We start from the raw sequence: 12,600 nt of genomic DNA on the forward strand, positions 1-12,600 counted from the left end.
AGATACCCCACAGCCCCGAAAAAAAGCCAGTCAGTTGCTTAACTGACTGGCATTAGAACCCATCGGCTCCCGTTTTTGCTTAACCCAGAGACTGGATTACATATTCGCGATAATCGCGTCGCCAAACTCTGAACATTTCAGCAGCTTAGCGCCTTCCATCAGACGTTCGAAGTCATAGGTCACGGTCTTGGCGGCGATAGCGCCTTCCATGCCTTTGACGATCAGGTCTGCGGCTTCGAACCACTGCATGTGGCGCAGCATCATCTCAGCGGACAGGATAATGGAACCTGGGTTCACTTTGTCCTGGCCGGCATATTTCGGTGCAGTACCGTGGGTGGCTTCAAACAGCGCGCACTCGTCACCGATGTTCGCACCAGGGGCAATACCGATACCGCCAACCTGCGCCGCCAGGGCATCAGAGATATAGTCACCGTTCAGGTTCATACAGGCGATAACATCGTATTCCGCCGGACGCAGCAGGATCTGCTGCAGGAAGGCGTCGGCGATAACGTCTTTAACGACGATCTCTTTCCCGGTGTTCGGGTTTTTAATCTTCAGCCACGGGCCGCCGTCAATCAGCTCACCGCCGAACTCTTCGCGTGCCAGCTGGTAACCCCAGTCTTTGAACGCGCCTTCGGTGAATTTCATGATGTTGCCTTTGTGCACCAGAGTCAGAGAATCGCGATCGTTGGTGATAGCGTATTCGATGGCGGCGCGAACCAGGCGTTTAGTGCCTTCTTCAGAGCACGGCTTGATGCCGATACCGCAATGTTCCGGGAAGCGAATTTTCTTCACGCCCATTTCATCGCGCAGGAATTTGATCACTTTATCTGCTTCAGCAGAATCGGCTTTCCACTCGATACCGGCGTAGATGTCTTCAGAGTTTTCGCGGAAGATAACCATATCGGTCAGTTCAGGATGCTTAACCGGGCTCGGGGTACCCTGATAATAACGAACCGGGCGCAGACAAACGTAGAGGTCCAGTTCCTGACGCAGAGCAACGTTCAGAGAACGGATGCCGCCACCGACTGGGGTGGTCAGAGGGCCTTTGATAGCAACACGATATTCACGAATCAGATCAAGAGTTTCGGCAGGCAGCCAGACATCCTGGCCATAAACCTGGGTCGATTTTTCACCGGTGTAAACTTCCATCCAGGAAATTTTACGCTCGCCCTTATAGGCTTTCTCAACGGCAGCATCAACCACTTTCAGCATCGCCGGAGTCACGTCAACGCCGATACCATCACCTTCGATGAACGGGATAATCGGGTTATTAGGGACGTTCAGCTTGCCGTTTTGCAGGGTGATTTTTTGACCTTCCGCCGGAACTACTACTTTGCTTTCCATTAACCTCTCCTTCGAGCGCTTCTGGTTCTGCTCTTCCCTCTTCACGCTAGCCGGGCGTTGGCTTTACTCGCCCACTCCCGTCATCGGAATATCCCGCTAACCGGAGATTTCGCGTCCGTGTCGCCTTCCTGTAATGCGAATCGGTTTGAGCAACCTTTTTGTTAATAAGTTGTAATGAGCATGTCAATACTACCTGAATGTTTGCATCCATGAAAGGCATTCGTAATTAGGCTATAATGCGGCAATTGATTGAGTCTGAAAATACCATGCAAAAAACTTCATTTAGAAAACATCGCGTTGAGCGATTCAGCACGCAACAAGTCACCAGACAACGCAAAGAACGCCAGCCAAAAACTGTGATCTTGTTCAATAAACCATACGATGTATTGCCGCAATTTACCGATGAAGCCGGACGCAGCACGCTAAAAGATTTTATTCCGGTTGCCGGCGTCTACGCTGCCGGTCGGTTGGATCGCGATAGCGAAGGCCTGCTGGTACTGACCAACGACGGCGCGCTGCAGGCGGCGCTCACTCAACCGGGTAAGCGCACCGGTAAAATTTATTATGTTCAGGTGGAAGGTGAACCCACGGCGGACGCGCTGGCCGCGCTCCGCGACGGCGTCACGCTTAATGACGGCCCTACTCTGCCCGCCGGCGTTGAGCGGGTTGCGGAACCAGAGTGGCTGTGGCCGCGGAATCCGCCCATCCGCGAGCGCAAATCTATCCCCACCAGCTGGCTGAAAATCACCCTCTATGAGGGACGCAACCGCCAGGTACGGCGGATGACCGCCCACGTCGGCTTTCCGACGCTGCGCCTGATTCGCTATGCGATGGGCGGCTATACGCTGGATGGCCTGGCCAACGGCGAATGGCGCAAAATTGATTAACCGTAGCCTAAGGAAAAACAATGTTTAAGCCGCACGTCACCGTCGCCTGCGTGGTTCACGCGAAAGGCAAATTCCTCGTTGTTGAAGAAACGATCAACGGAAAAGCGCTGTGGAACCAGCCTGCAGGTCACCTCGAAGCCGACGAAACCCTGGTTCAGGCCGCAGAGCGCGAGCTCTGGGAAGAGACCGGCATTCGCGCGACGCCGCAGCACTTTCTTCGCCTGCATCAGTGGATAGCCCCGGATCGCACCCCGTTTTTGCGCTTCCTCTTTACTATCGAGCTTAACGATACGTGCGTCACCGAGCCCCATGATAGCGATATCGATCGCTGCCTGTGGCTCAGTGCTGAGGAAATTCTTAACGCAACAAACCTGCGTTCTCAACTGGTTGCCGAGAGCATTCGCAGCTATCAGCAGGATCCGCGCTACCCGCTGTCGCTCATCGGCGAATTTAACTGGCCGTTTACAGGGGGTGCCTCGACGGATGACGCGTGCTAGAATACGCCGCCTCGAAGTTCAATGTAGTGAGTATTCCAATGTCAGAAAGCCAGAAAAAAGTGATCGTCGGCATGTCCGGCGGGGTTGATTCCTCAGTTTCCGCTTACCTGCTGCTCCAGCAAGGGTATAAGGTGGAAGGCCTGTTCATGAAGAACTGGGAAGAAGACGACGGCGAGGAATACTGCACCGCAGCGGCGGATCTTGCCGACGCGCAGGCCGTTTGCGATAAGCTGGGAATTGAACTTCACACCGTCAACTTTGCCGCAGAATACTGGGACAACGTATTCGAATTGTTCCTTGAAGAATATAAAGCCGGCCGCACGCCGAACCCGGATATTCTGTGCAATAAAGAAATTAAATTTAAAGCCTTCCTCGAATTTGCCGCAGAAGACCTCGGCGCTGACTACATCGCCACCGGGCACTACGTGCGCCGCGCCGACGTTAACGGCAAGAGCCAGCTGCTGCGCGGCCTCGACGGTAACAAAGACCAGAGCTACTTCCTTTATACTCTCAGCCACGAACAGATCGCGCAAAGCCTGTTCCCGGTAGGAGAGCTGGAAAAGCCGCAGGTGCGTAAAATCGCCGAAGAGCTGGATCTCATCACCGCGAAGAAAAAAGACTCGACCGGTATCTGTTTTATCGGCGAACGTAAATTCCGTGAATTCCTTGGCCGCTACCTGCCCGCCCAGCCGGGTAAAATTATCAGCGTTGACGGCGACGAAGTTGGCGAGCACCAGGGCCTGATGTACCACACGCTGGGTCAGCGTAAAGGCCTGGGCATCGGCGGCATCAAAGACGGCGGCGAAGACCCGTGGTACGTGGTCGACAAAGACGTCGAAAACAATATTCTGATTGTCGCCCAGGGCCACGACCATCCGCGTCTGATGTCCGTGGGGTTGATTGCTCAACAGCTGCACTGGGTAGACCGCGAGCCGCTGACCGGCACGCTGCGCTGCACGGTGAAAACCCGCTACCGCCAGACCGATATCCCCTGCAGCGTAAAAGCGCTGGATGACGACCGCATTGAAGTGATCTTTGATGAGCCGGTTGCCGCCGTCACGCCTGGCCAGTCTGCGGTCTTTTACCGCGACGAAGTCTGCCTCGGCGGTGGGATTATCGAACAGCGCTTGCCGCTGCAGGCTTGACAGACATATTAGCCGCGGAATGCCTCAACCGGGTATTCGGCGGTTTACAAGGAGAATGTGTGGCGAAGAATTATTATGACATTACGCTGGCGCTGGCCGGCGTTTGCCAGGCCGCGCGTCTGGTTCAGGAACTGGCGCACCAGGGGCACTGCGATAGCGACGCCCTGCATGTGTCGCTGAACAGCATCATCGACCTCGACCCGGATTCAACGCTGGCGGTGTTCGGTGGTAGTGAAGCCAATCTTCGTCTCGGGCTGGAAACTCTCATTGGCGTGCTGAATACCAGCAGTCGCCAGGGACTGAACGCCGAACTCACCCGCTATACTCTAAGCCTGATGGTGCTCGAGCGTAAGCTCGCCGCCAGCAAAGGGGCCATGGATACCCTCGGCAACCGTATCGGTGGCCTGCGCCGTCAGCTTGAACATTTCGATCTGCAATCCGAGACCCTGCTCAGCGCAATGGCCGGCATCTATGTTGATGTCATTAGCCCGCTGGGCCCGCGGATTCAGGTGACCGGCTCTCCAGCCGTGCTGCAAAGCCCTCAGGTTCAGGCGAAGGTTCGTTCTGCCCTGCTGGCAGGTATTCGCTCCGCGGTGCTCTGGCACCAGGTCGGCGGCGGACGTCTGCAGCTGATGTTTTCCCGTAATCGTCTGGTTAACCAGGCAAAACAAATTCTTGCTCATTTAACCCCGGAGTTGTGATCTATGGAATTATCCTCACTGACCGCCGTTTCCCCAGTCGACGGCCGCTACGGCGACAAAGTCAGCGCGCTGCGCGGTATCTTCAGCGAATTCGGTTTGCTGAAATTCCGCGTTCAGGTAGAAGTGCGTTGGTTGCAAAAACTGGCCGCGCACGCAGCGATCAAGGAAGTTCCTGCTTTTGCTGCCGACGCAAACGGTTACCTTGATAAAATCGTCGCCGATTTCAGCGTAGAAGATGCAGAGCGCATCAAAACGATCGAGCGCACCACCAACCACGACGTCAAAGCGGTTGAGTATTTCCTCAAGGAAAAAGTCGCCGACGTGGCAGAACTGCACGCGGTCTCCGAGTTTATCCACTTCGCCTGCACCTCCGAGGACATCAACAATCTGTCCCACGCGCTGATGCTGAAAACCGCCCGCGACGAAGTGATCCTGCCATACTGGCGCAAGCTGATCGACGCGGTTAAGGACCTGGCGGTACAGTATCGCGATATCCCGCTGCTTTCCCGCACCCACGGCCAGCCGGCCACGCCGTCCACCATGGGTAAAGAGATGGCGAACGTCGCTTACCGTATGGAGCGCCAGTATCGTCAGCTGAATCAGATTGAAATTCTGGGCAAAATCAACGGCGCGGTGGGGAACTATAACGCCCACATCGCCGCCTACCCGGAAGTTGACTGGCACCAGTTCAGCGAAGAGTTCGTCACCTCGCTGGGTATCCAGTGGAACCCGTACACCACCCAGATTGAACCGCACGACTATATCGCCGAGCTGTTTGACTGCGTCGCCCGCTTCAACACCATCCTGATTGATTTCGATCGTGACGTGTGGGGCTATATCGCGCTCAACCATTTCAAGCAGAAGACCATTGCCGGCGAAATCGGCTCTTCCACCATGCCGCATAAAGTGAACCCGATCGACTTCGAGAACTCCGAAGGTAACCTCGGTCTGGCCAATGCGGTGATGCAGCATCTGGCAAGCAAACTGCCGGTTTCCCGCTGGCAGCGCGACCTGACCGACTCCACCGTCCTGCGTAACCTCGGCGTGGGCATCGGCTACGCGCTGATCGCGTATCAATCCACCCTGAAAGGCGTGAGCAAGCTGGAGCTGAATCAGGACCGCCTGCTGGATGAACTGGACCACAACTGGGAAGTTCTGGCCGAGCCGATTCAGACCGTCATGCGTCGCTACGGCATCGAGAAGCCGTACGAGAAGCTGAAAGAGCTGACCCGCGGCAAGCGCGTTGATGCCGAAGGCATGCAGCAGTTCATCGACAGCCTGGCGCTGCCGGAAGCGGAAAAAGTTCGCCTGAAGGCCATGACCCCGGCTAACTATATCGGCCGTGCGACCACCATGGTTGACGAACTGAAGTAAACCTTTCCACCCTCTTTCCGCCGGGAAAGAGGGTTATTTTTCCTCCCCCTCATCTGCTCGTCGTCATCCCCCGGGTCATCAACCAGAACAGCAGCGCCAGCAGACTGACCGAAGCCCCCAGCAGGCAAACGCCCTGCCATCCCGCGCGCGCATATACCGCTGTCGTACTCACCGCGCCCAAACCGCTGCCAAGCGCATAAAACAGCATATACAAACCGACCAGCCTGCTGTGCGCTTCGGGACGGGTACGGAAAATCATGCTTTGATTGGTGACATGCAGCGCCTGACCGCCGAGATCCAGTAGTACAATGCCGACCAACAGCGCCGCGGGCGACCATGCCATCAGCGACAGCGGCCACCAGGCTATCAGCAACATCACCAGGGCCGCGGCGCTGGTGCGCTGCCCATATCCGCGATCGGCCCATTTACCGGCACGCCCCGCTGCCAGAGCGCCGATGACCCCGACCAGGCCCAGGGCACCAATCTCAGTATGGGAAAAGCGAAAGGGCGGAGCGCTTAATGGCAAAACCAGCGCACTCCAGAAGATATTGAAAGCGGCAAACATCAGTAATGCCAGCACGCCGCGCACCTGAAGCACTTTTTCCTGGCGCAGCAGAGCCAGCATGGATATCAACAGCCGCGGATAGCTCAGGGGGTTCGGCGCAGCCGCCAATACCGGCAGCCGACGCCACAGCGGAAGCGCAATACCCAGCATCAGTAAAGCGGCCAAGATGTACACCCCGCGCCAGCCGAAGAGATCGCTAATCGACCCGGAGAAGACCCGCGCCAGCAGCAGCCCGATAAATACTCCGCTTTGCGCAGCGCCCACCACGCGCCCCTGTTCATGGGGCGCGGCGGCGCTGGCGGCATACGCGATTAGCCCCTGGGTCATCGCGGTACCCAGCAGGCCAACGGCAAGCATACAGCCCAATAGCATCACGGCGGTGGAAGCCATACTCACCGCTGCCAGGGCAGCGATCAGTAAAATCACCTGCGTCGCCATCAGGCGGCGGCGATTCACCCTGTCGCCCAGCGGCACCAGCAGTAGCAACGCCATTGCGCAGCCAATCTGGGTCGCCGCAATCACCCCGCCAATCGCGGCGTCGCCGATCGCAAAATCTCGCGCTAGCGCGTCGAGCAGCGGTTGCGCGTAATACACGTTTGCCACGCTCAGGCCGCTGGCGAAAGCAAACAGCCAGACCAGGCTGCGAGGCATAACCGTTTGCGGATCGCTTAGCGTTGGAGATATCAGTGTCGCTTTCATGATGCCCACCTTGGTTATCTGGTTTCAAAATAAAACCAGTTGAAGGCTAGAACATCAAGTTTTAAAATGCAACTACTTAACAGACCGTTCGGAGAGCCCATGCCAGCGCGTGAAAAAATGAAAAACGAAACCTGCCCCGTCGCCCGAAGCGTGGATATTATCGGCGATCGCTGGTCCTTGTTGATTGTACGCGACGCCTTTGATGGCATACGCCGCTTCAGCGATTTTCAGCGAAGCCTCGGTATGGCACGTAATATTCTCTCTGACCGTCTGCACAAATTGGTAAACTCAGGTATTCTCACTATGCAATCCGCCTCGGATGGCACGGCTTATCAGGAATACGTACTGACGGCAAAAGGAGAGCGTTTGTTCCCCGTTGTCGTTGCGCTACGCCAGTGGGGAGAGCTGCATCTGTTTGCCCATGGGGAACACCATTCCGTGCTGATCGATAAACGTACGCTGCGCCCGATACCGATGATGTCGCCCGCGGCCGAAGACGGACTCGTCCTCACCGCCCAAGAGACCGAGGTACAAAAAATCGAATAAAATTCTTTATTTAACAGCTGTTTATATTAAAGGTGTATAATAAACGCTAAACTGTTCAATATCATAAATAAAATGGAGAACTGGCATGCGCGTACTCGTGGTTGAGGATAACGCTCTGCTGCGCCACCACCTGAAAGTTCAGCTGCAGGAGCTGGGACATCAGGTCGATGCGGCGGAAGACGCAAAGGAAGCGGATTACTATCTGGGTGAGCACGTTCCGGACATCGCCATCGTCGATCTTGGCCTGCCGGATGAAGACGGCCTTTCGCTGATTCGTCGCTGGCGCAGCCACGACGTGTCGGTACCGGTGCTGGTGCTGACCGCCCGCGAAGGCTGGCAGGATAAGGTTGAGGTCCTGAGCGCCGGAGCGGATGATTACGTCACTAAGCCGTTCCATATCGAAGAGGTTGCCGCCCGCATGCAGGCGCTTCTGCGGCGTAATAGCGGCCTGGCATCACAGGTTATCTCCATTCCGCCTTTCCAGGTGGATCTGTCGCGTCGCGAGCTGTCGGTCAACGACCAGCCCATCAAGCTGACGGCATTTGAATACACCATTATGGAAACCCTGATCCGCAATCGGGGCAAAGTGGTCAGCAAAGATTCGCTGATGCTGCAGCTCTATCCCGACGCCGAGCTGCGCGAAAGCCATACCATCGATGTGCTGATGGGACGATTGCGCAAAAAAATACAGGCTGAGTATCCGCAGGATGTGATTACCACCGTGCGCGGTCAGGGCTATCTGTTCGAACTGCGCGGATGAAAGGGGTGCTGCGGCATATTCTGCCGCTGTCGTTACGCGTTCGCTTTCTGCTGGCGACGGCCGCCGTAGTGCTGGTGCTGTCACTCTCCTATGGCATGGTCGCGCTGGTGGGGTATAGCGTCAGTTTCGATAAAACCACCTTCCGCCTGCTGCGCGGCGAGAGCAATCTGTTCTATATGCTGGCGAAATGGGAAAACAACACCATCGATGTTGATATCCCCGAAAACCTGAATATGCAAAGCCCCACGGTGACGCTCATTTACGACGCCCGCGGCCAGCTGCTGTGGGCACAGCGCGACGTACCCTGGCTGGTAAAACGTATTCAACCGGACTGGCTCAAAAACAACGGCTTTCACGAAATTGAGGCCGACGTTGACAGCAGCAGTATGCTGCAGCACAACAACCATGAGATTCAACAACAGCTGGACGCCATTCGGCAAGAGGACGATGGCTCCGAAATGACCCACTCGGTGGCGATCAATATCTATCCGGCCACCAGCACCATGCCGCAGCTCAGTATCGTGGTTGTCGACACCATTCCGGTAGAGCTTAAGCGCTCCTACATGGTGTGGAGCTGGTTTATCTATGTCCTCGCGGCTAACCTGCTGCTGGTGATCCCGCTACTGTGGGTCGCGGCATGGTGGAGCTTGCGCCCTATCGAATCGCTGGCCAAAGAGGTGCGCGAACTGGAGGAGCATCACCGCGAGATGCTCAATCCGAATACCACCCGCGAGCTGACGCGGCTGGTCAGCAACCTCAACCGCCTGCTGAAAAGCGAACGCGAACGCTATGATAAATACCGCACGACGCTGACCGACCTCACCCACAGTCTGAAAACCCCGCTTGCGGTGATGCAGAGCACGCTGCGTTCCATGCGCGGCGAGAAAATGAGCGTCAATGAAGCAGAGCCGGTGATGCTGGAGCAGATTAGCCGCATCTCGCAGCAGATTGGCTACTATCTGCACCGCGCCAGCATGCGCAGCGGCGGTTCGCTGCTCAGTCGCGAGCTGCATCCCATCGCTCCGCTCCTCGACAGCCTGACCTCGGCGCTGAATAAGGTCTATCAACGTAAAGGCGTGAACATTACCCTGGATATCTCGCCGGAAATCAGTTTTGTCGGTGAAAAGAATGATTTTATGGAGGTTATGGGCAATGTGCTCGATAACGCCTGTAAATACTGCCTTGAGTTTGTGGAAGTCTCCGTCCGGCAGACCAACGACAACCATCTGCATATTCTGGTTGAAGATGATGGCCCGGGGATCCCCGCCGCGATGCGCAGCGCGGTATTCGACCGCGGCCAGCGCGCAGATACGCTGCGCCCCGGACAGGGCGTCGGTCTCTCGGTTGCCCGCGATATCGTAGCCCAGTACGATGGCCGCATCCTCGCCGAAGAGAGCCTGCTCGGCGGCGCCTGCATGGAAGTTATTTTTGGTCGTCAGGCCCTGGAAGATAAAGAGAGCTAAAACCGTCGGTTTTTTAACGGCGCCTGCATCATGCTGGTGCCGCATCCGTTATAATCCCTAACAGACACCTGCTGTGGAATATAAATATGGATTATCAATTAACGCTTAACTGGCCCGACTTTATCGAACGCTACTGGCAAAAACGCCCGGTGGTGCTGAAACGGGGCTTTGCTAATTTCGTCGATCCGTTAAGCCCGGACGAACTGGCCGGACTGGCGATGGAGAGCGAAGTCGACAGTCGCCTGGTCAGTCATCAGGACGGTAAATGGCAGGTCAGCCACGGCCCCTTTGAGAGCTACGATCACCTGAGCGAGAATAACTGGTCGCTGCTGGTACAGGCAGTCAATAACTGGCATCAGCCAACGGCGGCGCTCATGCGTCCGTTCCGCGCCCTGCCCGACTGGCGCATCGACGATCTGATGATCTCGTTTTCCGTCCCCGGCGGCGGCGTCGGTCCGCATCTCGACCAGTACGATGTGTTTATCATTCAGGGTACCGGCCGCCGCCGCTGGCGCGTGGGTGAAAAAGTGCCGATGAAACAGCACTGCCCGCACCCGGACCTGCTGCAGGTCGACCCGTTTGAAGCCATCATTGATGAAGAGATGGAGCCGGGCGATATTCTGTATATTCCGCCGGGGTTCCCGCACGAAGGCTACTCGCTGGAAAACTCGCTCAACTATTCAGTTGGCTATCGCGCGCCTAACGCGCGTGAGCTGTTCAGCGGCTTTGCTGATTATATTTTGCAGCGTGAACTGGGCAGCCAGCGTTATGCCGACCCGGACGTACCGTCTCGCGAGCACCCTGCGGATATTCTGCCCGCGGAGCTGGATCGCCTGCGCGATATGATGCTGGGGCTGATTAATCAGCCGGAGCACTTTAAGCAGTGGTTCGGCGAGTTTATCACCCAGTCCCGGCACGAGCTGGACGTGGCGCCGCCGGAGCCACCGTATCAGCCGGATGAAATTTACGATGCCCTGCAGCAGGGAGATAAGCTGACGCGTCTTGGGGGCCTGCGCGTGCTGCGGATTGATGGCCAGGTATTCGTCAACGGCGAGAAGATCAACTCTCCGCACCGTCCGGCGCTGGATGCTCTGGCAACCCACCTGACGCTAAACGCTGAGCATCTCGGCGATGCGCTGGAAGATCCCTCCTTCTTCGCCCTGCTGGCCGCGCTGGTCAACAGCGGCTACTGGTTCTTTGAGGACTGAGTCTTCGACTGCCCGGTGACGGCTGACGCCACACCGGGCCCGTAGCTTATAGCCTTCATGCGCCTCGTTTCGCCGTCAGCTCCGCAATGCGTACAATCACCTGCACCGCCTTCTCCATGCCTTCAAGCGTCACAAACTCATGCTTGCCGTGGTAGTTATAGCCGCCGGTAAACAGATTCGGGCACGGCAGACCCATAAAGGAGAGCTGCGCGCCGTCGGTACCGCCGCGAATCGGCTTCATCTGCGGATCGATCTGGCAATCCACCATCGCCTGGCGGGCAATCTCCACCACGTGCGGGTGCGCCATCACCTTTTCATGCATATTGTAATAGCTGTCTTCGATGACCAGCTCAATATAGCAATCCGGATGCAGCCCCTTGCCGACCTTTTTGGCGATCTCCATCATTTTGCGCTTGCGGGCCTCAAACTGCTTGCGGTCAAAATCGCGGATGATGTAGTGCATATCGGCCCGATCGACCGTGCCTTTGATGCTGGCCAGATGGTAGAAGCCCTCATAGCCTTCGGTGGTTTCCGGCGCTTCGTCCGCTGGGACTTCGGCATGAATGCGCGCCGCCAGCGACAGCGCGTTGACCATCACCCCTTTCGCCGTACCGGGATGAACATTGTTGCCAACGATCTTAATCGTCACCGACGCGGCGTTAAAGTTCTCGAACTCCAGCTCACCCACGCCGCCACCGTCGACGGTATAGGCCCAGCAGGCGTCAAACGCGGCAACATCGAAATGCTTCGCCCCTTTGCCCACCTCTTCATCTGGGGTAAAGGCCACGCGAATATCGCCGTGAGGAATATTCTTCGCCTTTAGCGTCGCCAGCGCGGTCATGATCTCTGCGATACCGGCTTTATCATCGGCGCCGAGGAGCGTTTTACCATCGGTGGTGATCAGCGTCTGCCCGAGCAGCTGGTGCAGTATCGGGAACATCACCGGTGAGAGAACCTCATCGCCAATACCAAGCGCGATATCGCCGCCGCGATAGTTTTCTACGATCTGCGGATTCACGTGCTTGCCGCTGAAGTCAGGCGACGTATCGACATGAGAAATAAAGCCAATGGCCGGAATATCACCCTCAACGTTAGCTGGCAGGGTGCCCATGATCGTCCCTTTCTCACTCAGCGTCACATTCACCAGTCCCATTTCTTGCAGCTGCGCCTGAAGCAGACGTAGCAGCTTCCACTGACCTTCCGTGCTCGGTACCTGACGCACGCCCGGTTTCGACTGCGTGTCTAAAGAAACGTACTGCAAAAAACGCTCAAGCAATTTATCCATGTAGCCACCCTCTTTTTTTGTGACAACATTATTGATAAGCCGGAAAAACCAAATATTGCGTCAGGTCATTTTTAGCCCGGCAAATGAGAATTTAATACATTTCACACGATAATGTTGTAAAGG

General features: G+C 56.4%; 12 protein-coding genes. 9 read left to right on the forward strand and 3 right to left on the reverse strand.

Annotation, left to right across the window (positions count from 1 at the left end):
* Positions 1-96: 96 nt before the first annotated feature.
* Entirely contained in the window at positions 97-1,347 is a 1,251-nt protein-coding gene (icd, locus tag ABLU87_RS16225) for an NADP-dependent isocitrate dehydrogenase (RefSeq protein WP_014228876.1), read from the reverse strand.
* 236 nt (positions 1,348-1,583) lie between these two features.
* Here icd and rluE point away from each other — a divergent pair, with 236 nt between their 5' ends.
* From rluE to purB, 5 genes are read left to right on the forward strand one after another with little or no spacing between them, the layout of a single operon-like run.
* Positions 1,584-2,234, forward strand: a complete 651-nt coding sequence (rluE, locus tag ABLU87_RS16230; RefSeq protein ID WP_004138338.1) for a 23S rRNA pseudouridine(2457) synthase RluE — start codon at positions 1,584-1,586, stop codon at positions 2,232-2,234.
* Positions 2,235-2,254: 20 nt separating this feature from the next.
* Positions 2,255-2,731: an NUDIX hydrolase gene (locus ABLU87_RS16235; RefSeq protein ID WP_025106932.1), complete on the forward strand. Its 477-nt coding sequence runs from the start codon at positions 2,255-2,257 to the stop codon at positions 2,729-2,731.
* Between the two features lie 38 nt (positions 2,732-2,769).
* Positions 2,770-3,876, forward strand: coding sequence for a tRNA 2-thiouridine(34) synthase MnmA (gene mnmA, locus ABLU87_RS16240; RefSeq protein ID WP_004849976.1), 1,107 nt, complete (start codon positions 2,770-2,772; stop codon positions 3,874-3,876).
* 59 nt (positions 3,877-3,935) lie between these two features.
* Complete coding sequence (gene hflD / locus ABLU87_RS16245; RefSeq protein ID WP_004131471.1) at positions 3,936-4,577, forward strand: high frequency lysogenization protein HflD; 642 nt, start codon at positions 3,936-3,938, stop codon at positions 4,575-4,577.
* A gap of 3 nt (positions 4,578-4,580) precedes the next feature.
* Positions 4,581-5,951 carry an adenylosuccinate lyase gene (gene purB, locus ABLU87_RS16250; protein WP_004131470.1) on the forward strand — a complete coding sequence of 457 codons (1,371 nt, stop codon included), beginning with the start codon at positions 4,581-4,583 and terminating at the stop codon, positions 5,949-5,951.
* A gap of 49 nt (positions 5,952-6,000) precedes the next feature.
* On the opposite strand, the gene ABLU87_RS16255 is transcribed toward purB, so the two are convergent.
* A complete protein-coding gene (locus ABLU87_RS16255; RefSeq protein ID WP_122117522.1) occupies positions 6,001-7,215 on the reverse strand; it encodes an MFS transporter in 1,215 nt (404 codons plus the stop codon).
* Between the two features lie 99 nt (positions 7,216-7,314).
* Here ABLU87_RS16255 and ABLU87_RS16260 point away from each other — a divergent pair, with 99 nt between their 5' ends.
* The 4 genes from ABLU87_RS16260 (at position 7,315) to ABLU87_RS16275 (ending at position 11,192) form a co-directional block, all read left to right on the forward strand.
* Positions 7,315-7,761: a helix-turn-helix domain-containing protein gene (locus tag ABLU87_RS16260; RefSeq protein ID WP_122117521.1), complete on the forward strand. Its 447-nt coding sequence runs from the start codon at positions 7,315-7,317 to the stop codon at positions 7,759-7,761.
* A gap of 85 nt (positions 7,762-7,846) precedes the next feature.
* Positions 7,847-8,521: a two-component system response regulator PhoP gene (phoP, locus tag ABLU87_RS16265; protein ID WP_004101181.1), complete on the forward strand. Its 675-nt coding sequence runs from the start codon at positions 7,847-7,849 to the stop codon at positions 8,519-8,521.
* Positions 8,518-9,984 (forward strand): two-component system sensor histidine kinase PhoQ, encoded by a 1,467-nt coding sequence (gene phoQ, locus ABLU87_RS16270; protein ID WP_004849971.1) that lies wholly within the window; start codon positions 8,518-8,520, stop codon positions 9,982-9,984. Before phoP ends, phoQ begins: the two co-directional genes overlap by 4 nt.
* 86 nt (positions 9,985-10,070) lie before the next feature.
* Entirely contained in the window at positions 10,071-11,192 is a 1,122-nt protein-coding gene (locus ABLU87_RS16275; RefSeq protein ID WP_122117520.1) for a cupin domain-containing protein, read from the forward strand.
* A gap of 55 nt (positions 11,193-11,247) precedes the next feature.
* Here the strand turns inward: ABLU87_RS16275 and pepT are convergent, their stop codons facing one another.
* A complete protein-coding gene (pepT, locus tag ABLU87_RS16280; RefSeq protein ID WP_025106928.1) occupies positions 11,248-12,477 on the reverse strand; it encodes a peptidase T in 1,230 nt (409 codons plus the stop codon).
* Between the last annotated feature and the right edge of the window lie 123 nt (positions 12,478-12,600).

This window comes from Klebsiella sp. CB_Kp196 (assembly GCF_040061575.1).
GTDB classification, from domain to species: domain Bacteria; phylum Pseudomonadota; class Gammaproteobacteria; order Enterobacterales; family Enterobacteriaceae; genus Klebsiella; species Klebsiella michiganensis.